Genomic DNA, 24,006 nt, shown 5'->3' with positions numbered 1-24,006 from the left:
GTCCTCAGCCGTCCTTTCGCCCGGGGCCGCTGCCGCCCTCCAGGGCCTTCCTGAGATAGCGGCCCGTGTGCGAGCCGTTCGCCGAGGCGGCGACATCCTCCGGCGTGCCCTGGGCCACGATCCGGCCGCCCTCCTCGCCGCCTTCCGGTCCCAGGTCGATAATATAGTCGCAGTATTTGATCACTTCAAGGTTGTGCTCGATGATGACGACCGTGTTGCCGAGCGAGGTCAGCTCGGACAGGACCTCGAGCAGCTTGCGCACGTCGTCGAAATGGAGGCCGGTCGTCGGCTCGTCGAGGAGGTAAAGGGTCCGGCCCGTGGCCCGGCGCCCGAGCTCCTTGGTCAGCTTGATGCGCTGGGCCTCGCCGCCGGACAGGGTCGGCGCGGGCTGGCCCAGGCGGATGTAGCCGAGCCCGACCCGCTTGAGCGTGGCCAGCTTGCGCTTGAGCTGGGGGTAGGCCTTGAGCAGCTCGTAGGCGTCGTCGACGGTCATGGCCAGGTAGTCGGCGATCGTCTTGCCCTTGTAGGCGACGGCCAGGGTCTCCTTGTTGTAGCGCCGGCCGCCGCAGCGGTCGCAGGTGACGAAGACGTCGGGCAGGAAGTGCATCTCGATCTTCTTGACCCCGGCGCCCTCGCAGTCCTCGCAGCGCCCGCCCGGGACGTTGAAGCTGAAGCGGCCGGGCCCGTAGCCGCGCATGCGGGCCTCGGGGGTGCGGGCCATGAGGTCGCGCAGAGCGGCGAAGAGGCCGGTGTAGGTCGCCGGATTGGAGCGCGGCGTCCGGCCGATGGGCTTCTGGTCGACGGCGACGACCTTGTCCAGGCCGTCCAGGCCTTCGATCCGGTCGTGGGCGCCGACGGACTGGCGGGCGTTGTAGAACCGGTTCTCCAGGGCCTTGAAGAGGATGTCGTAGACGAGGGTGCTCTTGCCCGAGCCGGAGACGCCGGTGACGGCCGTCATGGCGCCGAGCGGGATGCGGGCGTCGATGCCCTTGAGGTTGTGCTCGCGGGCCTTGCGGACAACGAGCCAGCCGGACGCCTTGCGGCGGGTCGGCGGGACAGGCACGGACTTCTCGCCCCGGAGGTACTGGGCCGTCAGCGAATCGGGCGAGGCCAGGACGGCCGCGAGCGGGCCCTCGGCGACCTTGAAGCCGCCCTCCTCGCCGGCGCCGGGGCCGAGGTCGAGAAGGTAGTCGGCCGAACGGATGGTCTGCTCGTCGTGCTCGACGACGACGACCGAGTTGCCCTCGTCGCGCAGGGCCCGGAGGAGCGAGATCAGCCGGCCGTTGTCCCGCTGGTGGAGGCCGATCGTCGGCTCGTCGAGGACATAGAGGACGCCGCGCAGGCGCGACCCGACCTGGGCCGCCAGGCGGACGCGCTGGGCCTCGCCGCCGGAGAGCGAGGCGGCGCTGCGGTTGAGCTGGAGATAGGACATGCCCAGCTCCTCGCAGACCTCCAGCCGGGACCGGATCTCCTTGAGGATGCGGGAGGCGACGACGGATCCGGCCGGCGGAAAGCCCATCCTGGCCGTCTCGGCCAGCAGGTCGCGGATCGAGAGCTCGCAGATCTCGTGGATGTTCCGGCCTCCGATCCGGACCGAGAGGCTCTCCCTGCTGAGGCGGGCGCCGCCGCATTCGGCGCAGACGTCGTCGGTCAGCTCGACCTCGCCCCACTCGTTGTGGGTCGTCTGGTAGCCGAGGCCGTGGCACTTCGGGCAGGCGCCGTAGGGGCTGTTGAAGGAGAAGTTGCGCGGCTCGGGCTCGGCCAGCGAGACCTCGCAGTGAGGGCAGAGCAGGGTCAGGGAGAAGAAGCGCTCCCGGCCCGCCTCGTCGACGGCCAGGACCTCGCCGTCGGAAACCTCGAGGGCCTTCTCGACGGCGGCCCGGAGGCGGCGCTCCGCGTCCGGGCCGATCTTGACCGTGTCGACCAGGACCTCGATCGTGTGCTTGCGGTTCTTCTCGAGGGGGATGTCGTCCTCGAGGTCGCGCAGGGCGCCGTTGACGCGGGCCCGGAGGAAGCCCTTCTTGCGCAGGCGCTCGAACAGGCGCTGGTACTCGCCCTTGCGGCCCTTGATGACGGGCGCCAGGATGCGGACCTTGCCGCCGGGGACCTGTCCGGAGATCCTTTTCAGGATCTCCTCGGGGGTCTGGGAGGCGACGACCCGGCCGCAGCTCGGGCAGTGCGGCGTGCCGACCCGGGCGAAGAGGAGCCGGAACAGGTCGTAGACCTCGGTGATCGTGCCCACGGTCGAGCGCGGGTTGGTCGAGATCGTCTTCTGGTCGATGGAGATGGAGGGCGAGATGCCCTCGACGGACTCGACCTCCGGCTTCTCCATCTGGTCGATGAACTGGCGGGCATAGGCGGACAGGCACTCGATGTAGCGGCGCTGGCCCTCGGCGAAGATGGTGTCGAAGGCGAGCGAGGATTTCCCCGAGCCTGACGGGCCGGTGACCACGATCAGCTTGTTCCGGGGGAGCGCGACATCGATGTGCTTGAGATTGTGCTGCGCCGCCCTCTTGATGCGAATCTCGTCCAGCATAGCAAACTATTTTATCATAAACGACGGCCCGGCAGCGGCTTCCAAGGGGGTCAAACCTGCTTTTTGCTCATTTTTGCGCAAAAAGCAGCCTTTTGCCCCATCCGAGGTTTGACCCCATCTTTTGATTTCGTTAGGATGAAGGGGCTCCCCATGTCCAAAGAAGAGAAGATCCTCCGGTCGCTCAAGCTGCTCAAGGACATCGGCTACAAGAGCGACTCGATCAAGGCCATCAAGCACCTGCCGGCCCAGGAGGGACAGTACCGGGACTACCCGGACGACGTCCACCCGGCCCTGCGCGAGGCCCTGGCGGCCAAGGGCTTCACCCGCCTCTTCTCCCACCAGCGTTCGAGCTGGGAGGCGCTGAAGGAGGGCAAGAACATCGTCGTCGTGACGCCGACGGCCTCGGGCAAGACGCTCTGCTACAACCTGCCGGTCCTCGACGCCATCCTCAAGGACCCCTCGGCCCGGGCCCTCTACCTCTTCCCGACCAAGGCCCTGTCCCAGGACCAGCAGTCCGAGCTCGACGACATCAACGGCCGGCTGCCCGAGGAGATCCGGGTCTTCACCTACGACGGCGACACGCCCCAGGACGCCCGCAAGGCCATCCGGGCCCGCGGCCACATAGTCCTGACCAACCCGGACATGCTCCACGCCGGCATCCTGCCCCACCACACCAAGTGGATCAAGCTGTTCGAGAACCTCAAGTACATCGTCATCGACGAGCTCCACAACTACCGCGGCATCTTCGGCAGCCACCTGGCCAACGTCTTGCGGCGGCTGAAGCGGATCGCCAGGTTCTACGGCGCGAACCCGCAGTTCATCCTCTGCACCGCGACGATAGCCAACCCGGCCGAGATGGCCGAGAAGATGATCGAGGCGCCGGTCGCGCTCGTCGACGACAACGGCGCGCCGCGGGGCGGCAAGTACTTCGTCTTCTACACGCCGCCGGTCGTCAACGCCGCCCTGGGCATCCGCCGCTCCTACGTCGGCGAGTCGCGGCGGGTGGCCTCGATCTTCCTCAAGAACGGGCTCCAGACGATCGTCTTCGCCGGCAGCCGCCTGATCACCGAGGTCCTCCTGACCTACCTCAAGGAGGACATCGAGACCAGCATCCAGAAGGAGGGCCTCGTCCGCGGCTACCGGGGCGGCTACCTGCCGATCAAGCGGCGGGAGATCGAGAAGGGCCTGCGGACCGGCGAGATCCTGGGCGTCGTCTCGACCAACGCCCTCGAGCTCGGCATCGACATCGGCACGCTCGACGTCGCCGTGCTGGCCGGCTACCCGGGGACGATCGCCAGCACCTGGCAGCGGGCCGGCCGGGCCGGCCGCAAGTCGGGCCTGTCGGCGGCCGTGCTCGTGGCCACGAGCTCGCCGCTCGACCAGTTCATCATCAACAACCCGGACTACTTCTTCTCCCGGTCGCCGGAGATGGCCCTGATCAACCCGGACAACCTCTCGATCCTCATCAGCCACATCGAGTGCGCCGCCTTCGAGCTGCCGTTCGAGGACGGCGAGAAGTTCGGCCGGGCCGAGATCGGCCCCATCCTCGAGTACCTCGAGGAGGACAAGATCCTCCATCACTCCAAGGACAAGTGGTTCTTCACCTCGGAGGCCTACCCGGCCGACGCCATCAGCCTGCGCAGCATCAGCTCGGACAACTTCGTCGTCGTCGACGTCACCGGGGAGCCGCGGGTCATCGCCGAGGTCGACTTCACCTCGGCCCTGACGGCCCTGCACCCCAAGGCCATCTACATCGTCGAGGGCGAGCAGTTCTTCGTCGAGAAGCTCGACTTCGAGGAGCGCAAAGCCTACGTCAAGAAGACCGACATCGACTACTACACGGACGCCATCGACTACACCAAGATCACCATCCTCGACCTGTTCGAGAAGAAGGGGCTCGAGGGCGGGACGGGCCGCCTCTCCCACGGCGAGGTCCACGTGGCCACCCAGGTCGTCGGGTTCAAGAAGATCAAGTTCCACACCATGGAGAACGTCGGGGCGGGCGACCTGCAGCTGCCCCAGAACGAGATGCACACGACGGCCTACTGGCTGACCGTGCCCTCGGCCCTCATGCAGGCCCTGCCCTTCCCGGCCGAGCAGCGGGTCAACGGCCTGTTCGGCCTGTCCTACCTCATCCACCACGTCTCGCCGCTGTTCATGATGTGCGACCTCCACGACGTCGGCGTGTCGATCGGCGACAACGCCTCGGGCGAACCCGTCCGGCAGCTGACCCCCCAGGCCCGGGCGGCGGCCCAGGCCGGCGACGAGATGCCGATCGCGCTGGACCCGGACTTCGAGCCCAACATCTTCATCTACGACAATTACCCCGGCGGCATCGGGCTCAGTCCGTCGCTCTTCGCCCTCGGGCCCAGGCTCCTCGAACACGCCCTGCGGACCCTCGAGGCCTGCCCCTGCCGCGACGGCTGCCCCTCGTGCGTCGGGGCCACCAACGAGAGCGGCCGGGAGGCCAAGTCGGTCGCCCGGGCCATCCTGCAGGGCCTGCTGGGCGTCGAGGCGCCGCGCCCTCCTCTGGTCAATTAAGAAGGGGTCAACCCTGCTTTTCTATTTCGCCTTGATGACGCGGATGGGCAGGACGATCGTCGGGATGCCCTTGAACTGCAGGATGCGCTGGATGCTGAAGGCCGTCTGGTTGTGGAGGAAGCGGGTGAACACGTTCTCCTCCTCGAACACGAGCTTGCCGACGAAGAAGACGGCCTTGGGGTGCCGGCGCTGGATGTCCTCGGCCAGCGCCTCGATCGCCGGCAGCGTGTCGGTCTCGACCGACTGGATGGCCTCGGCGTAGAAGCCGAAGTCGTTGGCCATCCGGACGTACTTCTCCAGATCGACGCCGATATGGCCCTCCAGGTTCTTTATCTCCTCGGCCCCCTTGAAGTTCTTCCAGTCCACGACCCCGATGGAGACGAAGACGAAGTTCTTGAAGTAGTTGGGGAAGAAGCGGTGGATGTTGAGGAACGAGTGGATGCCCAGGCCGCCGAAGCTCCGCACGAACAGCACGGCCGTCGGGGCGCTGTCGTCCCGGACCGGCGCCTCGTGCCGCCGGGCCATCTGCTGGACCTGGGCCATGACGGCGTCAAGGCGCTTCATCATCTCCTTGACCTGGTCGTAGTGCCGGCGGATGAAGAGGCAGACGGCGATCAGGGCCGCCGTGATCACCAGGGTGATCCAGCCCCCCTCCCTGAACTTGATGGCCACCGTCACGGCCAGGATGGACAGGGACATGATCAGGCCGATGAAGTTGATGGAGAATTTCCGGCCCCGGCGGGGCGCCTTCGTCTTCACCCAATGGAGGCACATCCCGAGCTGGGACAGCGAGAAGGTGATGAAGACGTTGATGCTGTACATGACGATGAGGGTCTGGACCGAGCCCCTGGTCAGGACGAGGATGAGGATCGAGGCCAGGCCCATGAACAGGATGCCGTTCTGGACGACCAGCCGCTCCGACAGGTGCATGAACCGGTTCGGCACCCAGGAGTCGATGGCCATGTTCCCCAGGACCCGCGGCCCGTCGATGAAGCCCGTCTGGGCGGCGACGAACAGGATGGCGCCCTCGGACACCAGGATGATCCCGAGGAGCCAGACCCCCAGCGGGAAGCCCCCGATCGTCCAGGTCCCGAGGAGCGCTTCGATGAGCGAGGCGTTCAGGGTCTTGCCGGCGACGTGCTGAACGTTCGTCAGCAGGTAGCAGATGAGCAGGCCGCCGGCCGTGAACGACAGGGAGAGGGCCATGTAGGCCATCGTCTTCTTGCCCGTCTTCACCTGCGGCGGGCGCAGGATCTGGAGCCCGTTCGAGACCGCCTCGATCCCCGTGTAGGTGCCGGCCCCGAGGCTGTAGCCGCGCAGGAGGATGAAGGCCATGGCCCCGAATCCCAGCTGCTGGATGCCCTGCCGCGTCTCCCGGATCGTGTCGGCGAAGAGCGTCGGGGTCGCCGCGACGTGCGAGAAGATGCCGTAGAGGATGAGCGCGGCGTGCGAGACGAAGAAGATGAGGAAGATCGGCGTCAGCGCGGCCACCGATTCCTTGACCCCCCGGAGATTGAGGAGGATCAGGCCGAGCGTGATGACCAGGATGAAGGTCAGCTTGTACTGGAACCAGCCGGGCGGCAGGAAGCTCAGCACCGCCTCGACGCCGCTCGAGATGGAGATGCTGATCGTCAGCATGTAATCGACGATCAGGGCGCAGCCGGAGACGAGGCCGAAGATCGGCCCGAGCAGCTTGGTGGCCACGACGTAGCCGCCGCCGCCCGTCGGGAAGAGCTCGATGATCTGCGAATAGCTGGCCGAGATGGTGATGACCGTCAGCGCGGTCATGATGGCCAGGTAGAGGGCCAGGTGCCGGTGGTCGCCCAGCGACAGGAAGGCCTCCGGCGGCCCGTAGTTGGCCGAGCTCAGCCCGTCGGCCCCCAGCCCGACCCAGGCGAAGAAGGCGATCAGGGCCATCCGGTGGAACGTCCCGGGATCGCGGACGTCCTTTTCGCCGCCGAGGACGAGCGTTCTGAGCCGGCGCCAGACCCTCACGGCCGTCCTCCGGCGGCGGGCCCGCGCGTTCCGCAAACCATGCCCGGACTATACCGTGAAACGCCGCCGCCGTTCAAGGCGGTCATTTGACAGATCAGGGACCGTATGCTACTTTTTCGTCGAATCGTCATGAATATCAATATCTTCAAGATCATCGCCGACGCCGACATCGTCGTCAAGCTGATCCTGCTCGTCCTCGTTTTCTTCTCCGTCTTCTCGTGGGCCATCATCTTTTTCAAGCTGAAGACCCTCAAGGCCGCGAACCGGCAGTCGGGCCGGTTCCTCGAAGCCTTCCGCCGGAGCAAGAGCCTGACCGAGGTCAACGACGCCGCCAAGAGGCTCCGGGCCAGCCCGCTGGCCCTCATCTTCCTGGCCGGCAACAAGGAGCTCGCCTACCAGTCCAAGTCGACCGGCGAGAACGGCTGGACCCATGAGAAGACCGAGAGCCTCAGCCGGGCCCTGCTCAAGGCCTCCAACAACGAGGTCGCGCGCCTGGAGAAGATGATGTTCTTCCTGGCCACGACCGGCAGCGTCTCGCCGTTCATCGGCCTGTTCGGCACGGTCTGGGGCATCATGATCTCGTTCATCCGCATCGGGGCCATGCGTTCGGCCAGCCTCCAGGTCGTCGCCCCGGGCATCGCCGAGGCCCTCATCGCCACGGCCGTGGGCCTGTTCGCGGCCGTGCCGGCCGTCATCGCCTACAACTATTTCCTGGGCCGGATCAAGGACCTCATCGCCGACATGGAGGACTTCTCCCTCGAATTCCTGAGCATCGCCGAGAGGCTCCATGGCTCTTAGCACCCAGGGCCTGCCTTCCATCTCGCACCGGCGCCAGGTCGGCACGCACCTGTCCGAGATCAACGTCACGCCCTTCATCGACGTCATGCTGGTCCTGCTCGTCATCTTCATGGTCACCGCGCCCATGATGCAGTCGGGCATCGGCATCAACCTGCCCCAGGCCGAGACCGACACCAAGCCGGCCGAGGAGGGGCTGACGCTCACGGTCACCAGGGACGGCTACGTCCACATCGGCGAATCGACCATCAACATCAACCTCCTCGAGCGCCGGCTGACCGAATACTTCTATAACAAGCCGAAAAAGGTGGTCTTCCTCCAGGCCGACAAGGACCTGCCTTACGGCGTCGTCGTCCGCATCATGGACATCACCAAGAAGGCGGGCATCGAGCTGGTCGGCATCATCACCGAACCCGTCGACGTCAAAGACAAGAACCGATGACTCCCGCGCGCGCGGCCTTGCCGAAGGCTTTCAAGAGGGCGGTGATGATCTCGGCCCTCCTCCACGCCGTCCTCATCGTGCTCGTCGCCGCCTCCCCGTCCTTCTCGCGCCGGCCGCCGAAGGGCCTGGTCCAGTACGTCAACTTCATCGGCGGCGGTGGCGGCGGCACGGGCGGCGGGCCCGGCGGAGGGAGCGGAGGGACCGGGGGCGGCGGGAGCGCGGCCGCCAGGACCGAGCCCCCGCCGGCGGCGAAGAAGCCGGCCCTGCGCGACCTGACCGTGGCGTCCAAGCTCAAGGCCGAGCCCGCGACCTCCCTGACCCACCCGGTCGACAAGCCCAAGGCGGTTAAGAAGAAGACGGCCGAGAAGAAAGCGGCCATCACCAGGCCCGAGCCCGCGGCCCCGACGGCCGCCGACGCCGTCAACGCCGCGGCGGCCGCCGCGACAAGCGGCTCCGGCTTCGGCCTCCGCTTCGGCGCGGGCGGCGGCGGGACCGGCGGAGGAGTCGGAGGGACCGGGACCGGGGGCGGCGGCTTCGGCGGCGGGACCGGCGCCGGCGACCCCTTCGGCGTGGCCGGCTTCCCCTTCCAGTTCTATCTCCAGATGATCTCCGACAAGATCACGGCCAACTGGTTCCAGGCCCTGGTCGACCCCGGCGTCGGCGGGCTGCTCCAGACCCAGGTCTATTTCCGCATTTATAAAAACGGCTCGATCTCCGACGTCAAGATCGAGGTTTCCAGCGGGATCGAGGCCTTCGATCTCTCGGCCCGCAGGGCCATCCAGACCGCGGCGCCCTTCGCGTCCCTCCCGAACGAGTACGACGGACAGTACCTCGGGATCACCCTCGTCTTCGAGCACGCCAAATGAGAGACCCAAAATACGTCATCGCCATCCCCATCCTCCTCGCCGCCGCCGCGCTCGGCCCGGTCCCCGCGGCCCGCGCCCAGCAGGAGGTCGTCCTGAAGATCAGCGAGGGCATGCCCATGATCCCGCTGGCCCTGCCCGAGTTCGTCGTCCGCGGCTCTTCGCCCGCGGCCCAGGCCGCCGCGCAGGAGATCCGCCAGGCCCTCTCGGACGACATCAAGTACACGCGCATCTTCCAGCTCCTGCCCAAGGAGTACTACGGCTACATCCGGCCGCTCGACCCGGACAAGATCATGTTCAAGGACTGGGACTCCATCCAGGCCCGGCTGCTGGTCACGGGCGAGGTCCGCGAGGACGCCGGCCGGATCGTCTTCGACGGCAAGATCTACGACGTCAAGAGCGAGCGCTTCATCGTCGGCAAGCGCTACCAGGCCGAGAAGAACGGCCTGCGCCTGGTCGCCCACAAGATGGCCGACGAGCTCCTCAAGCTCCACGGCGAAAAGCCCATCTTCACGACCAAGATCGCGTTCGTCTCCAACCGCGACGGCAACGACGAGATCTACATGATGGACTACGACGGGGCCAACCCGACCCGGGTGACCTTCAACAAGATCAAGGACTACATGCCGGCCTGGTCCCCGGACCAGCGGACCATCGCTTTCACCTCTTATCGCGGCGGCAACGCCGGGCTGTACCTGCGCAACATCTACGAGGGCACGGAGACGGCTGTCTCGACCAAGGGGACGAACTACTCGGCGGCCTTCTCGCCGGACGGCAAGAAGCTGGCCTTCTGCTCGACCATGGCCGAGGAGGGCAACGCCGACATCTTCGTCATGGACCTCGAGACGAAGAAGATCAAGCGCCTGACCTACAACGCCGCCATCGAGACGGCGCCGTCCTGGTCGCCGACCGGCCGCGAGATCGCCTTCACCACCGACCGCCTGGGCCAGGGCAGTCCCCAGATCTACATCATGGACGCCGAGGGCTCGAACGTGCGCAAGGCCAGCTTCGGCGGCAACTACCACGACGCGCCGGCCTGGGCGCCGACGAGCGAGCGCATCGCCTTCGTCTCGCGCGTCGACAGCACCTTCGACATCTACGTCCTCAACCTGCGGACCAACCAGATCAGCAAGCTGACCGAGAACAACATGCGCAACGAGTCGCCAAGCTGGTCGCCCGACGGCCGCCATCTCGTCTTCGCCTCGAACCTCTCGGGCTCCGTCCAGATCTACACCGTCGACTACGACGGGACCAACCTCCGGCGGCTGACCGACCGCGGCGAGAACAAGCTCCCCAACTGGACGAACTAGGCGGGGCCGTCCGCGGCGGGACGGCCCCCGTCGCTACAGGCGGAGTAACCCAAAGGGGGGAATTCGCCTTTTTCAGGGGGAAAACGTATTGACACGCCCCCCTTTACAGGGTATAAAATGGCTGATTTGAAGCGTCGCACCGTCGTTTTCGAGGGTCGGGACGCGATCTTACAGGAGGCCCGATGAAAAAGCTCGTTATCTGTCTGCTCGCAGTCATGCTCGTCCTATCATTCTCCGTCGCGTGCAAGAAGAAACCCAAGGAAGTCCCGCCCCCTCCGCCGCAGGCCCAGGAACAGCCCAAGGTCGAGAAGGTCGAGGCGCCCGTCGTCCAGGAGCCGCAGCTGACCGAAGAAGAGCTCTTCCTCCAGAAGTCGCTCGATCAGATCAACCGCGAGAAGCCCCTCGGCACGATCTATTTCGATTACGACCGCGCCGTCGTCCGCACTGACGCCCAGGGCACGCTGGACGCCAACGCCGCCTGGATGAAGAAGTTCAAGACGGCCAAGGTCCTGGTCGAAGGCCACTGCGACGAACGCGGCACCGAGGAATACAACCTCGCCCTCGGCGAGAAGCGGGCCAAGGCCGCCCAGGACTATCTCCTGTCCACGGGCGTCGCGGCCGGCCGGCTCAAGATCATCTCCTACGGCAAGAGCCAGCCCGTCAATCCCGGACACGACGAAAGCGCCTGGCAGATGAACCGCCGGGCCCAGTTCGTCGTCATCGAGAAGTAACACTTGCGTCGACTTCGCCTCGGGGCCTTCCTGCTCGCCGTCCTGACCCTGGCCGCGGCCGGGCAGGACAAGAGCAAGAAGGCCATCGAGCTCGTCTACGACGACGTCCAGGCCCTCAAGCAGCAGGTCCAGGAGCTGAGGGCCCGCGTCGACCAGAACGCCGAGGCGATCCAGTCTATCCAGGACCAGCTCAAGGCCCTCTCGGATCTCGTCCGCCAGGCGGTCGCCGGGCAGTCCGGGACCCAGGAGGGCCTGCGAGCCGTCCCCGCCCAGTATCAGGACATCCTGCGCCGGCTAGATCAGCTGACGCTCGATATCCAGGCGCTCGCGGCCGGACTGGCCGGCCGGGCTCCCGCCGCGGCGGAGCCCGGAGCGGAGGCGGAACGGAAGCCGGTCCCGGCGGCGCCGGTCAAGGCCCCGGCCGAGGCCAAGCCGCAGCCGGCCGCGCCGGTCACCCCGGCGCCGGCCCCGACCATGTCCCCCCAGGAGGCCTACTCGGTCGCCTACAACGATTACCTCAAGGGCAATTACGACCTGGCCGTCGAGAGCTTCAAGCTCTACCGCCAGCAGTTCCCCGAGAGCCCGCTGGCCGACAACGCCCTCTACTGGATCGGGGAGTGCCGCTACAGCCAGCGGAAGTTCGAGGAGGCGATCGACGCCTTCGACGAGCTCATCCTGACCTATCCGCAGGGGGACAAGGCCGCGGCGGCCCACCTCAAAAAGGGCCTCAGTTTCATCGAGCTCGGGCGCAAGCCCGAAGCCCTGGCCGCGCTCAAGCTGCTCGTGGCCAAGTATCCGCTCGAGGAGGAAGCCCGCATCGCCCAGGACAAGATCCGGGAGCTCGAACAAAAATGAGAGACATCAACAGCCTGAACAAGGTCATCCTCGTCGGCCGCCTCGGCCAGAAGCCGGAGATCCGGAGCCACGCCCAGAGCGGCCGGTCGTCGGCGCGCTTCTCCCTGGCCACGAACGAGCGGCTCTACAACCCGTCCACCCAGACCGCGACCGACAAGACCGAGTGGCACAAGATCGTCGTCTGGTTCCCCCGGCTGGTCGAGTTCTGCGACAAGTACCTCGACAAGGGCAAGCAGATCCTCATCGAGGGGAGCATCCGGACCCGGGAATACCAGGACCGCGACAACAACAAGCGCTACATGACCGAGATCGTGGCCGACAAGATCGTCCTGCTCGGCCGGCGCGAGGAGAGCTCGGCGACGCGGACCGACACGACCGACCTCGACGCGGTCTACAGCCGCGGCCCCCGCGGCGGCGCGGCGGCGGAAGACGAATTCCCGTCGGGCGGCGAGGAGCCCAGCGGCTCCGGCGGCCCGGACGACGACATCCCCTTCTAGCCCGTGAGCGACAAGATCCCGCCCGAGGACGATATCCGCGGCGGCATCGTCGAGGACGTCCGCCCCTGGGGCAAGTTCCGGCGCTACCCGCACGAGAACGCCGGCAGCATCAAGATCATCACCGTCGAGCCCGGCGGCCGGCTGTCGCTCCAGTATCACGAGAAGCGGGCCGAGCTCTGGGTCGTGCTCGACCCCGGGCTCGAGATCACCGTCGGCGGCCGCGTCTGGCTGGCGGCGCCGAACGAGGAGATCATCATCCCCCGCCGGGCCGCCCACCGGGTGCGCAACGCCGGGCAGGCCCCGGCCCGTTTCATGGAGATCTGGATCGGCCACTCCTCGGAAGCCGACATCGTCCGCCTCTCGGACGATTATCATCGGAAGTGAAGAACTCCACCCTCTTCGGCTTTGCTCGGGGTATCGATCCTTGCCCCCGCACCCCGGAAACCTTGTAGCTGGTTTCCCCCGCCTTCGGCGGGCCCCCTTTCCCTCACGGGGGCTTTGGATCGACACTCCTCGCCGCCTCACGGGTGGAGTTCTAGAAAGACCCGAATGAACGCGGGAGAGGCCTATTTCTTCGGGGCGGCTTCCAGGGGCTGGCCGGTCAGGAACACCTGGGGGTGGCGGAGCAGGATCTCCTCGGTGACGTATTCCTCGATGTCCTGCGCGCTCCGCAGCTTCAGGGTCTCCTCGGCGATCTTCGCGGCCGTCCGGCACTCGATCGAGCGCAGGGCCTTCTTGACCCTCGGGATGAAGATGGGGTTCATGCTGAAGGTCCGCAGGCCCAGGCCGAGCAGGACGATGGCCGAGGGCGTGTCGGCGGCCATCTCGCCGCAGACGACGACGTCCTTCCCGGCCTGCCGGGCCGCCTGGATGACGGACCGGATGAGCCGGATGACCGCCGGGTGGAACGGCTTGTAGAGGTAACTGACGTACTCGTTGGACCGGTCGACGGCCAGGTAGTACTGGATGAGGTCGTTCGTCCCGATGCTGACGAAATCGACCTCCTTGAGCATGACGTCGGCCAGCGCGGCCGCCGCCGGCACCTCGATCATGATGCCCAGGGGGATCTTCTCGTCGAAGGCTTCGCCCTTCCGCCGCAGCCCCCTCTTGACGTCCTCGAAGATGTCCTTGACCTCGAGGATCTCGTCGACCTCGGTGACCATGGGCACGAGGATGCGGACGTTCCCGGCGGCGCTGGCCCTGAGGATGGCCCGGAGCTGGATGCGGAAGAGGTCCCGGTTCCGCAGGGAGAAGCGGACCGCCCGCAGCCCGAGCGCCGGGTTGGGCTCCTTCTCGATGTTCAGCTGGGGCAGGCTCTTCTCGCCGCCGATGTCGAGGGTCCGGATGGTGACGGGATACGGCTGGGCGCCCCGGGCCAGGCGGGCGTAGATCTCGAAATGGTCCTCTTCGGTCGGCAGGGACTCCCGCCTGAGGTAGATGAACTCCGAGCGGAAAAGGCCCACGCCCTCCGCGCCCATCGACAGGGACAGGGCCACCTCCTCCGGCAGCTCGATGTTGGCCTGGGGGATGAAGCGGACCCGGTCGAGCGTCTCCGACTTGAGCTTGGCCGTCTTCTGGAGCTCGCGGCGGTAGTTCTCGTACTTCTCCTTCTTGGCCTGGAACTCGCGCCGGACCGCGGGCGGCGGGTCGAGGATGACCTCGCCGTCGGTGCCGTCGATGATGACGAACTCGCCCTCCCGGACCTGCCGGGTGATGTCGCGCAGCCCCAGGACGGCCGGGATGCCCAGGGACCTGGCCAGGATGGCCGTGTGCGAGGTCTGCCCGCCCATGTCCAGGGCCACGCCCAGGGTCAGCTCCTTGCTCAGGCGCAGGGCGGCTTCGGACGGCAGAAGCTCGTGGGCGACGAGGATGTGCGGCTTGTCCGGCGCCTTCTCCGCCTCCCGGTTGTTCTCGAGGTTCCGGTAGACTCGCTTCAGGACGTCCGAGACGTCCGACTTGCGCTGGCGGAAGTAATCGTCCGTCAGGGACTCGAACAGGCGCTCGAAGCGCATGTTGGCCTTGGACAGGGCCCACTCCGCCCGGGCCTTCTCGCCGCTGATGACGCCATCGAGCCCGGCCAGCAGGGCCGGGTCCTCGAGGATGAGGAGGTGGGCCTCGAAGATGAGCGAGCTGTCCGGGCCGGCCTTCTCGCGGACGCCATCCCTGATCCGGACGAGCTCCTCCCGGGTGCGGTCGATGGCCCGGCGCAGCCGCGCCAGCTCGGCCTCGACCTGGTCGTCGGCGATGATCTCCTTGCGCGAGGTGAAGACGACGCGCTTGGGCAGGAGGACCTCGCCCATGGCGATGCCCGGCGACACCCCTGTTCCCCGAAGGCGGGTCATGTCCATCCGCGTCACTCTTTCTCGTCGAAGCGGTTGCCGATGAGCTCGGTCAGGGCGGCCATGGCCGATTCCTCGTCCTTGCCGGAGATGACCAGGCGGATCGGCGTGCCCTGCGTCGCGGCCAGGGTCAGGATGCCGAGGATGCTCTTGCCGTCGATCTCGTCGCCGGCCTTGACGATCTTGACCGACGAGCCGAAGCGGTTGGCCAGGTTGACGAACTTGACGGCGGCCCGGGCGTGCAGGCCCAGCTTGTTGCGGATGGTGACCGTCTTGTCGAGCATGGAGGCGTTACTTGGTCCGGGACTTGAGCAGGGCGCTGACCAGGTGGATGTTCTTCTTGCCCTGGTCGACTACCTTCTTGGCCACGTCCTTGAGGTTGTTGGCCCGCTGCAGGGAGACGAACTTGATGAGCATCGGCAGGTTGACCCCGGTGACGATCTCGACGTGCCCCTCCTTGAAGAAGCTGAAGCTCAGGTTGGAAGGGGTGCCGCCGAACATGTCGGTGAAGATGACGACGCCGCTCTTCTGGTCGACCTTTTTGAGGCTCTGGTTGATCTTCTTCTTCGAATCCTCGACGTCGTCGTACCAGCCGATGGAGATGGCTTCGATGTTGGGCGCCTCGCCGAGGATGATGGTCAGGGCGTTCAGCAGCTCCTCGGCCATCCGGCCGTGGCAGACGATGATGCCTCCGATCATGGCTCGCTCGCTCTCCGATTCAGGCCGCTATTGTATGCCAAAGCCGGCTATTTATAAAGGTCACGGTGATAAATCCGGACGTCGCAGGCGCCGCCCTTCTTGAGGTGGCGCCCGAGCTCCTCGGCGACGACCACCGACCGGTGACGCCCGCCGGTGCAGCCGACGGCGATGGCCACGGCCGTCTTGCCCTCCCGGGCGAACCGGGGCAGGGCGAAATCGACGAAGCGGGCCAGGTGCTGCAGGAACGGCTTCGTCCCGGGCGATCCGAGGACGTACCTGCGGACGCTCGGCGCCTTGCCCGTCCGCTTCCGCAGCTGGTCGACGTAGAACGGGTTCGGCAGCAGCCGGGTGTCGAAGACCAGGTCGGATTCGATCGGCAGCCCGTGCTTGTAGCCGAAGCTGGTCACCACGACCTGCGTCCGCGGCTTCCGCCGCCGCAGCAGGCGCTCGCCGACCAGGTCCTTGAGCTGGTAGATGTTGAGGCCCGACGTGTCGAGGATCTCGTCGGCCAGGCGGCGGATGCCCAGGAGCCGCTTCCGCTCCAGCCTGACGCCCTCGAGGATGGGCCGCCGGGGGGCCAGCGGATGCGGCCGCCGGGTCTCGTTGAAGCGCTTGGCCAGGGCCTCGTCGGAGGCCTCCAGGAAGACCAGCCGGACTGGCACCCGCTTGCGGATCTCCCGCAGGACGGCCGGGAAGTCGGCCAGGAACCGCGGCTCGCGGATGTCGACGACCATGGCCGCCCGGTCGATCTCGACCTTCTTCTTGAGCCAGAGGTCGACGAAGTCGGCGATGAGCTTGGCCGGCAGGTTGTCCATGCAGTAGTAGCCGAAGTCCTCAAGGGCCCGGCTGACCACGCTCTTGCCGGAGCCGGACAGGCCGGTGACGATCAGGAAGCGGTTGTCCTTGGCGGCGGGCATGGACACACCTCTCAGGTCAAAACGCGCTCGAGGCGGCGGACGATCTCGTCCGGAGCGCTGTAGCCCTTCTTGCGCAGGATGTGGACCTTGCAGGCGACCTCGATCAGGGTGGCGATGTTCCGGCCGGGAGCGACGGGGATGGCCAGCTGGGGGATGCGGCGGCCCAGGATGACCATGTCGTCCCCGGACTTGAGGCCGAGCCGGTCGACCTCGTAGCCGCGCCGCCATTTTTTCAGGCGGATGACCAGGTCGACCCTGGCGCTCCGGGCGATCGACCGGGCCCCGAAGATGGCCCGGATGTTGATGATGCCCAACCCCCGGATCTCCATGAAGTTGCGGCTCAGGGGCGGGGCCGTGCCGACCAGCCCGCCGTTCGACCCCGCCCGGATCCGGACGACGTCGTCGGCGATGAACTGGTGGCCGCGGGCGATGAGCTCGAGGGCGCTCTCGCTCTTGCCGATGCCGCTGTCGCCGAGAATGAGCGTGCCCAGGCCGAAGATCTTCAGGAAGCCGGCCGAGATGGTCGTCTGCTCGGGCTTGGCCGCCTCCGCGGCCCGGCCGGCGGGTCCGTCAGGCACGGGCCTTCTCCTCCTCGGCCCGGAGGGCCTCGATGACGCCGGCCGCGGTGGTCGCCTTGAGCAGCTTCGAGGAGAGCGATCGCGACCGGCGCACCAGCCCGGCAATGGCGGCCAGAAGCCGCAGGCCGGCGCCGGGGTTGTCCTCGGGCGAGACGAGGAGGAAGAAGACGTGCGAGGGCTTGCCGTCGACGGCCTCGAAGGCGACGCCGTCCTGGGACAGGCCGAGGAGCAGGGCCGGGACCTCCAGCCCCCTGGCCCGGCAATGAGGCACGGCGACGCCCTTGCCGATGGCCGTCGTGCCCAGCTCCTCCCGCTTCAGGAGCTTTTCGAGGAGCGCGCCGTCGAGAGCGGGCGCGTGCCGGGCCTCCAGCGAATCCGACATCTCGCGGAGAACGCCGGCCCGGTCCCGGGCCTCCAGCCGCGGCAGGATCAGGCTCTCGTCTAGGAGCGCGTGGATCTTCATCCGCTTCCCCCGCCGCCTATTCCGGCTCGACCAGGCCGTAGTGGCCGTCCTTGCGCCGGTAGACGGCGGCCCAGGTCTGGCTGCCTTCGCGGCGGAACAGGAAGACCTCCTTGGCCTTGGCGTCCAGCTGAACCAGGGCCTCCTCGATCGTCAGCGGCTTGAGGGAGAAGAAGTTCGCCCGGACGACCCGCTTCTCCGCCTCCGGGGCCTCGACGGCCGGGGCCAGGGCCTTCCGCTCCCGTCCGCCCCGGCGCTTCTTTTCGCGGAACTTGGCCCGGTCCTTGCGAATCCGCGTCTCGAGCGTGTCGAAGGCCCGGTTGAGCGAATCCATCATGTCCAGGGTCTCCTCGACGACGATCAGGCTCCGCCCCCTGGCCTTGACGTTGATCTCGGCCTTGGACCGGCCCTTCTGGGCGCCCAGGATGATGTTGATGTCGAGGACGTCGTCGGCCAGGTTCTTCAGGCGGCCCAGCCGCTTCTCGCAGTAGGCCTTGATCTCGGGCGTCAGGGCCGCTTGCCGCGCGGTGTACTGGACGTTCATGCCTTCTCCTCCATGATGGACTTTCTCTTGCGGATATGGGAGGGCTCGATCCCGAGCTGGGTCCGGTACTTGGCCACCGTCCGGCGGGCGATGCGCAGGTTCTCCCGGGCCAGCAGCTCGCCGATCTCGATGTCGCTTAGGGGGTTGTCCCTGTCCTCCCCCTCGACGAGCTTGCGGATGCGGTCCTTGACCATGAGCGAGGAGACGTCCTCGCCGTAGCTCCCCTGCAGCGACTTGTGGAAGAAGTATTTGAGCGAGAAGACGCCCCGGGGCGTCATCATGAACTTGTTGGCGACGACGCGGCCGACCGTCGATTCGTGGACGCCGATGTCCTGGGCGATCTCCATCAGGGTCAGGGGCCTGATGAAGTCGATGCCCTTCTCGAAGAACTCCTTCTGGCGGTCAACGATGAACTTGGCGACCTTGTAGATCGTCCGGTTCCTCTGGTCGAGGCTGCGCAGGAACCAGAGGGCCTTCTTCAGGCGGTCCTTGAGGAAGCGGTAGGCCTCGGGCTCGCCGGCGGTCGCCTTGGCCAGGAGCTGGCGGTAGTAGGGGCTGATGCGCAGGCGCGGCAGGCCCTCGTCGTTGAGCGCGATCGTCCAGTCGTCGCCTTCCTTGTCGACGACGATGTCCGGGACGACGTAGCTCGTCTCCTCCTCGGTGTACTTGCGGCCCGGCGCCGGGTCGAGGGTCCTGATCAGGTCGATGCGCACCCGGATCTCGGCCAGCGAAGCGCCGAGGACCTTGGCCAGCTGGGCGAAGTCGGATCTCTCGAGGAGCGGCAGGTGCTGGGCGATGATCCGGCGGGCCATCTCGTCCTGGATCTGGAGATAGTCCATCTGGGCCAGGAGCGCCTCGCGCAGGTCCAGGCTGGCGCAGCCGACGGGGTCGAAGGTCTTGATCTTGGCCCGGACGGCTTCGACCGCCTCCGGCGTCGTCCTGTTCAGGCGCGCCAGCTCGTCGATGGCCGAGCTGAGGTAGCCGTCGTCGTTGATGTCGCCGATGATGCGCTCGGCCAGCTCCCGGTCCGCTGGCTCGAAGAAGGTCAGGCTGGCCTGCCAGTTCAGGTGGTCCCAGAGGGAGGGCGTCCGGGAGATGGTGTTCTCGAGCGAGACGGCGTCGCGGCTCTCGGTGAAGTGCGGCCGGAAGCCCTCGTCGAGGTAGTCCTGGAAGCCGGCCAGGATGTTGTCCTCGGGGGCCTCGCCGGCCAGCTTGGGCTCGGTCGATTCGAGGCTCAGCCCCTCGAGCACGCTGTCCCGGTTCTTAACCCCCGCCTCCTCGGCGGCCACGGTCTCGCTGTCCTTGGCGGCGCCCTCGCGGGCCTCGTCCTCGATCTCGATCATCGGGTTCTGGGCCAGCTCCTCGTCGATGACCTCGATGAGCTCGAGGTTGGTCAGGGGCAGGAGCTTGATGGCCTGCTGCAGGGCCGGGGCAAGGACGAGCTTCTGCACCTGGCGCTGGTCGAGCCGCTGCTTGAGGATCATGGCGTCATCTCATCCCTGACTATAGACGAAACTCCTGGCCCAAATATCTCTCCCGGACCTCGTCGGAAGCGACGATCTCCGCCGGCGGGCCCTCCTTGAGGACGCGGCCGCCCTCGAGGATATAGGCCCGGTCGGTGATCGCCAGGGTCTCCCGGACGGCGTGGTCCGTCAGCAGGACGCCCAGGCCCTTGTCCCGCAGGCCCCTGATGATGCCCTGGAGGTCCCGCACCGAAAGGGGGTCGATCCCCGTGAACGGCTCGTCGAGCAGGATGAACTCCGGGTCCATGACCATGGCCCGGGCGATCTCCAGGCGCCGGCGCTCGCCGCCGGACAGGGTCAGGGCCCTGGCCCCGGCCAGGCTCTTCAGGCCGAACTCCTCGAGCGCGGCGTCGACGCGGGCGGACCGCGCTGCCGCGCCCGACGGCCTGGTCTCGAGGACGGCCAGGAGGTTCTCGGCCACGGTCATCTTCCGGAAGGCCGACGGCTCCTGCGGCAGGAGGACCAGGCCGCGGCGCGCCCGGAGATACATCGGCAGCCTCGTGATGTCCTCGTCCCGGAGGATGACCCGGCCGCCGTCCTGGGGGACGAGGCCGAGGATCATGGAGAAGGTGGTCGTTTTGCCGGCGCCGTTCGGCCCCAGGAGACCGATGATCTCCCCCCCTTCGACCCTGACCGAAACCTTGTCGACGACCTTCTTTCGCCCGTAGCTTTTCTCGAGGTCAACCGCTTTCAGGGAACCCTTCATGGCTCATGATCTGACGACGGTCGTGGCTCTTCCATCTCCCTCGTTCTCGACCGAAATCTTATCATCGGCCAGATCGAAAGTCAATTTGGCCCCCCTGGCCGAACCCCCTTTGCCGTCGGTCAGAACGGGGCTTCCGGTGAGCGTCAGCCGGCCGGCCGCAGCATCGTACGACGCCGCCTCCGAACGGCCGACATAGCGCCCCTTGGAGACGACGACGCCCCGGGCCGCCGTGAGCGATTCGACGGTCCGTCCGTCCCGGCCGATCACGGCCGTCACGGTCGAAGCTTCCAGGCCGGCTTCTGGCAGGCGGACATAGGCTCTTGAGGACAGGATCAGGACCCTCCGGCTGGGTTCATAAGCCATATCCGCGCCGCCCAGGTCGACCGCGCGGCCGGGCTTTCCGTCGGACGGGGCCTCGGTCAGCGTCACCGCGACTCCCCCGCTGCCGCTCATCCGGCCCGTCTCTCCGGCCGCCTCGATCGCCGCGGCCCTGATCGCCTTGCCTCCCTGCCGGACGGCGACGTTCCCGGCAAAACCGTATGTCGAGGTCCCGGGCCTCGCCTCGAGCGTTTCGCACGAAACGGAGACGTCCTCGGACTGGGAAAGAAAACCCATGGCCCGCCTCCCGCCCGCCTTCCTCAGGACGCAGGCCGCGCCGCCCGAAGCCCGGATCCATCCCGTTCCGGCGGCGACGGCGATTTCGGGCGCCTCGATCCGGGCCTCCGCGGATTCGGCGACCGCGGGACGGCCGGCGGCCCCGGTCGCCTCGACGACATCGCCCGACCCGTACGCCGCATCTTCGCCTTCGAGGGTTCGGACGGCGGCGCCGGCCTCCGCGATCTCGGCCCGGACGCCGCCCGAGGCGGACCAGGCCGAGCGGCCGTCCGCCCTGCGGAAGCTCAGCCGGATCGTCGCCGCCCGGACGGTCACGGTCCTGTCCGCGGCGGACCGGTCGAGGAGGCTGGACCGGCCCGAGGTCCTGATCGAAAAACCCGCCGGCTGGCGCGAGAACGAGACCTCGATCCGGTCGGCGAGGACCTCGCCGCTTGCCCCTCCGCCGGACGCTTTGGGTCCCGGAACGATCCTGGCGGCGCCCTCGAGAACAGCGGATTCGAACGACAATTCGTCCCTGGCCGCGAAGAACGAGACGGTCTCCGATGTCCCGCGGAAATCGGCGCCCGAGATCGAGGCCCGGCCGTCGATCCGGCCGCGGCGCTCGCGGAGGGCGTATTCGAAGGAGTCGCCGGATGCGTCCAGGACCTCGTTCGGACGGCCGGGCGCACCGATCTCGACCCGGAAGCTGCCGCCCAGCCGGACCTCGCCGGCGGTTTCGGCGTAGAGAACGGCCCCGGCGCTCCCGGCCATCGAGGCCGAGGAGAACCGTCCCCCGGTCTTCGTCCAGAACAGGCCCTTCGCCTTGTCGTACTCGAAGGCATCGCCCAGGAGGACGACGCCGCCCGCCTCGACCCGGACGTTCCCGGTGACCGAGAAGCGGAGCGAGCCCGGATCGTAGACGATCTCGCCGGCCGTGAGACGGGAAGCGGTCTCGCCCCCCGGGCCGAAGCTCACGACCTCGACCGCGCCGGCGAGATGGTTGCGGCCGTCCGGCCCGCGGAAGAAGCGGTCGCCGCGGATATCGGCGACGGGGCGCCCGTCCTTGAATTCCCGCTGGCGGACCCGTTCCTGGAGGTCGACGACCCGATCCGCGGGCGGGGGCGCGGCGGGAACGGCGGAGGAAGGCGGTTCGCGGCGGCCGGCCAGGCGGACGACGATGGCCGCGGCGACGATAACGAGGGCCGCCGTCGCCGCGATCCGGGCGAACCTCACCGGCGCCGAGGCTTTCTGCGCGCTCATCGCTTCAGACCTTCAGGTCTTCTATGGACAGGTTCGTTTTCGGCACGCCCAGGTACTCCGAGGTCATGAGCGTGAAGGCCAGGCTGACCCGGTCGCCTCGCTTGAGGACATGGCGATACTCGGCCTTGTCCCAGCCCAGGAGCTCGAGGACCCGGCCGTTCTGGCGCCCCAGGAACTTCAGGTGTTTGCCCTTGAGGACCTGCGGATCGCTGGCGACCTCGACGTCGTCGGCCATGAACAGCGGCCTGGGGTTGCCGACGCCGAAGGGCACGAGCAGGGCGTACACGGCCATGAAGCGCTCGTCGACGGCGGCAAAATCGAGCGGCGCGTCGATCTTGAGCTTCTTCTTCAGGCTATCCTCGGGGATGGCGGCGTCCGCCAGGGGATTCAGCGCGGCCTTGAAGGCGGCCATGCCGGCCGTGGGCAGGGTGCAGCCGACGGCCAGCCGGTGCCCGCCGTAGCTCAGGAAATGCCCCTTGCACCCTTCCAGGAGGTCGATAAGCGGCACCTCGGAGATGCTCCGGCCCGAGCCATGGGCCTTGCCGTTCTCGTAATGGAACAGGATGACCGGCCGGTGGAAGCGGTCCTTGAGCTTGGAGGCGACGATGCCGATGACGCCGCGGTGCCAGTCGGGATCGCCGAGGACGAGGCACTTGTACTTCCGGTCGAGCCCGCGCTCCTCGATCCGGCCCGCGGCCTCGACGAAGATCTTCTCCTCGGTCTTCTGGCGACGGCTGTTGAGCTCGTCGAGCTTCTGGACCAGGGCCAGGGCTTCGGCCGGGTCCTCGGAAAAGAAGAGCTTGACGGCCAGATCGGTCATGCCCATCCGGCCGGCGGCGTTGATGCGCGGGCCGATGCGGAAGCCGAGGTCGCCCTCGGAAATGGCCCGGCGGCCCAGGCCGCTGGCCTCGATCAGCAGGCGCAGCCCGGTGTTGGAGACGTCGCGCAGGCCCTTGAGCCCCTGCTTGACGAAAAGCCGGTTCTCGCCTTTGAGCTCGGCCACGTCGGCCACCGTGCCGATCGAGACGAGCTTCATGTAGTGAAGCAGCCCCGCCTCGCGCCCGGCCTTGGCCAGCAGGGCCTGGATGAGCTTGAAGGCGACGCCCACGCCGGCCAGCCCCGGGTCGGGATAGCCGGAATCCGGCAGGATCGGGTCGAGCACGGCCACGGCGTCGGGCAGGGTCTCGCCGGGCCGGTGGTGGTCGGTGATGATGACGTCGATCCCCTGCTCCCTGGCCCGGGCGACGAACTCGCCGGACTTGATGCCGCAGTCGACGCTGATGACCAGCCGGGCGCCGCGCTCGACCGGGATGCGGACGTGCTCGTCCTTGATGCCGTAGCCGTCGGTCAGGCGCTCGGGGATGAAGTAGTCCACGTCGGCCCCGAGGGTCGTCAGGGCCTTCTTGAGCATGACCGTCGAGAGCACGCCGTCGACGTCGTAATCGCCGAAGATCAGGATCTTCTCGCCCCGGTCGACGGCCTCGCCGATGCGGGCCACGGCCCTGTCCATGCCCTTCATCAGGTAGGGGTCATGGAGCTTTTTGAGGTCGCCGAAGAGGAAATCCCGGGCCGCCTCCTCGGTCGCGATCTTGCGGTTGACCAGGACCCGGGCGATGGCCGGCGGGATGTCCAGGGCCAGGGCCAGCCGGTCGGCCTCGGCGCTCGGAGGATGGACGACCCAGACTGCGGGATTCATGGCGCCCTCACTCTAGCACATTCCCCCGGACAGCCCAAGTTCGGCGGAGGCGTTTGAGTCCTGGATTCGGCTCGTAACGTGCCAACTAGTGGGATGTTCAGAAGACATAGAGATTGAAAGACTAT

Annotated in this window: 22 protein-coding genes; 9 read left to right on the top strand and 13 right to left on the bottom strand. The window is 67.3% G+C overall.

The genetic code is table 11. From position 1 onward, the window contains the following. Positions 1-4: 4 nt before the first annotated feature. On the bottom strand, positions 5-2,536 hold the full coding sequence (uvrA, locus tag ABFD52_01095; protein ID MEN6559357.1) for an excinuclease ABC subunit UvrA: 2,532 nt from the start codon (positions 2,534-2,536) through the stop codon (positions 5-7). A 150-nt stretch (positions 2,537-2,686) separates the two neighbouring features. Here uvrA and ABFD52_01090 point away from each other — a divergent pair, with 150 nt between their 5' ends. After that, entirely contained in the window at positions 2,687-5,077 is a 2,391-nt protein-coding gene (locus tag ABFD52_01090) for a DEAD/DEAH box helicase (GenBank protein ID MEN6559356.1), read from the top strand. Positions 5,078-5,098: 21 nt separating this feature from the next. Here the strand turns inward: ABFD52_01090 and ABFD52_01085 are convergent, their stop codons facing one another. Then, positions 5,099-7,072 carry an APC family permease gene (locus tag ABFD52_01085; GenBank protein ID MEN6559355.1) on the bottom strand — a complete coding sequence of 658 codons (1,974 nt, stop codon included), beginning with the start codon at positions 7,070-7,072 and terminating at the stop codon, positions 5,099-5,101. Positions 7,073-7,201: 129 nt separating this feature from the next. Between ABFD52_01085 and tolQ the strand changes: the two genes are divergently transcribed. The 8 genes from tolQ to ABFD52_01045 all read left to right on the top strand — a co-directional run bounded on the left by tolQ (position 7,202) and on the right by ABFD52_01045 (position 12,949). After that, the gene (tolQ, locus tag ABFD52_01080) at positions 7,202-7,870 is read left to right on the top strand and encodes a protein TolQ (protein MEN6559354.1); all 669 of its coding nucleotides are present in this window, start codon (positions 7,202-7,204) and stop codon (positions 7,868-7,870) included. Beyond that, positions 7,860-8,309, top strand: a complete 450-nt coding sequence (locus tag ABFD52_01075; protein MEN6559353.1) for a biopolymer transporter ExbD — start codon at positions 7,860-7,862, stop codon at positions 8,307-8,309. Before tolQ ends, ABFD52_01075 begins: the two co-directional genes overlap by 11 nt. A 44-nt stretch (positions 8,310-8,353) precedes the next feature. Beyond that, positions 8,354-9,175, top strand: coding sequence for an energy transducer TonB (locus ABFD52_01070; GenBank protein MEN6559352.1), 822 nt, complete (start codon positions 8,354-8,356; stop codon positions 9,173-9,175). Beyond that, complete coding sequence (gene tolB, locus ABFD52_01065; protein ID MEN6559351.1) at positions 9,172-10,482, top strand: Tol-Pal system beta propeller repeat protein TolB; 1,311 nt, start codon at positions 9,172-9,174, stop codon at positions 10,480-10,482. The genes ABFD52_01070 and tolB overlap by 4 nt, the downstream gene beginning before the upstream one ends. Positions 10,483-10,664: 182 nt before the next feature. Beyond that, the gene (gene pal / locus ABFD52_01060; protein MEN6559350.1) at positions 10,665-11,213 is read left to right on the top strand and encodes a peptidoglycan-associated lipoprotein Pal; all 549 of its coding nucleotides are present in this window, start codon (positions 10,665-10,667) and stop codon (positions 11,211-11,213) included. Between the two features lie 3 nt (positions 11,214-11,216). Beyond that, positions 11,217-12,068, top strand: a complete 852-nt coding sequence (gene ybgF, locus ABFD52_01055; protein MEN6559349.1) for a tol-pal system protein YbgF — start codon at positions 11,217-11,219, stop codon at positions 12,066-12,068. After that, positions 12,065-12,565 (top strand): single-stranded DNA-binding protein, encoded by a 501-nt coding sequence (gene ssb, locus ABFD52_01050; GenBank protein MEN6559348.1) that lies wholly within the window; start codon positions 12,065-12,067, stop codon positions 12,563-12,565. The genes ybgF and ssb overlap by 4 nt, the downstream gene beginning before the upstream one ends. Before the next feature lie 3 nt (positions 12,566-12,568). Then, positions 12,569-12,949: a phosphomannose isomerase type II C-terminal cupin domain gene (locus ABFD52_01045; GenBank protein ID MEN6559347.1), complete on the top strand. Its 381-nt coding sequence runs from the start codon at positions 12,569-12,571 to the stop codon at positions 12,947-12,949. A gap of 182 nt (positions 12,950-13,131) precedes the next feature. Here the strand turns inward: ABFD52_01045 and ptsP are convergent, their stop codons facing one another. From ptsP to recJ, 11 genes are read right to left on the bottom strand one after another with little or no spacing between them, the layout of a single operon-like run. Next, the gene (gene ptsP, locus ABFD52_01040) at positions 13,132-14,913 is read right to left on the bottom strand and encodes a phosphoenolpyruvate--protein phosphotransferase (GenBank protein MEN6559346.1); all 1,782 of its coding nucleotides are present in this window, start codon (positions 14,911-14,913) and stop codon (positions 13,132-13,134) included. A 5-nt stretch (positions 14,914-14,918) separates the two neighbouring features. Beyond that, on the bottom strand, positions 14,919-15,188 hold the full coding sequence (locus ABFD52_01035) for an HPr family phosphocarrier protein (protein ID MEN6559345.1): 270 nt from the start codon (positions 15,186-15,188) through the stop codon (positions 14,919-14,921). Positions 15,189-15,195: 7 nt separating this feature from the next. Then, positions 15,196-15,603: a PTS sugar transporter subunit IIA gene (locus ABFD52_01030; protein MEN6559344.1), complete on the bottom strand. Its 408-nt coding sequence runs from the start codon at positions 15,601-15,603 to the stop codon at positions 15,196-15,198. Positions 15,604-15,650: 47 nt separating this feature from the next. After that, on the bottom strand, positions 15,651-16,520 hold the full coding sequence (gene rapZ / locus ABFD52_01025) for an RNase adapter RapZ (protein MEN6559343.1): 870 nt from the start codon (positions 16,518-16,520) through the stop codon (positions 15,651-15,653). 11 nt (positions 16,521-16,531) lie between these two features. Beyond that, positions 16,532-17,098, bottom strand: a complete 567-nt coding sequence (locus ABFD52_01020; protein ID MEN6559342.1) for a hypothetical protein — start codon at positions 17,096-17,098, stop codon at positions 16,532-16,534. Continuing rightward, positions 17,091-17,561, bottom strand: a complete 471-nt coding sequence (locus tag ABFD52_01015) for a PTS sugar transporter subunit IIA (protein ID MEN6559341.1) — start codon at positions 17,559-17,561, stop codon at positions 17,091-17,093. Before ABFD52_01015 ends, ABFD52_01020 begins: the two co-directional genes overlap by 8 nt. A gap of 16 nt (positions 17,562-17,577) precedes the next feature. Next, entirely contained in the window at positions 17,578-18,102 is a 525-nt protein-coding gene (raiA, locus tag ABFD52_01010) for a ribosome-associated translation inhibitor RaiA (GenBank protein ID MEN6559340.1), read from the bottom strand. Further along, positions 18,099-19,586, bottom strand: coding sequence for an RNA polymerase factor sigma-54 (gene rpoN, locus ABFD52_01005; GenBank protein MEN6559339.1), 1,488 nt, complete (start codon positions 19,584-19,586; stop codon positions 18,099-18,101). The genes raiA and rpoN overlap by 4 nt, the downstream gene beginning before the upstream one ends. A gap of 19 nt (positions 19,587-19,605) precedes the next feature. Further along, entirely contained in the window at positions 19,606-20,331 is a 726-nt protein-coding gene (lptB, locus tag ABFD52_01000; GenBank protein MEN6559338.1) for an LPS export ABC transporter ATP-binding protein, read from the bottom strand. 3 nt (positions 20,332-20,334) lie between these two features. Then, a complete protein-coding gene (locus tag ABFD52_00995) occupies positions 20,335-22,185 on the bottom strand; it encodes an LptA/OstA family protein (protein ID MEN6559337.1) in 1,851 nt (616 codons plus the stop codon). A 4-nt stretch (positions 22,186-22,189) separates the two neighbouring features. Continuing rightward, a complete protein-coding gene (gene recJ, locus ABFD52_00990) occupies positions 22,190-23,881 on the bottom strand; it encodes a single-stranded-DNA-specific exonuclease RecJ (GenBank protein ID MEN6559336.1) in 1,692 nt (563 codons plus the stop codon). Positions 23,882-24,006 lie beyond the last annotated feature (125 nt).

The organism is Acidobacteriota bacterium, assembly GCA_039683095.1.
GTDB lineage: Bacteria > Acidobacteriota > Aminicenantia > Aminicenantales > Saccharicenantaceae > RBG-16-66-30.
This window is presented reverse-complemented; position numbering and strand designations above follow the sequence as displayed.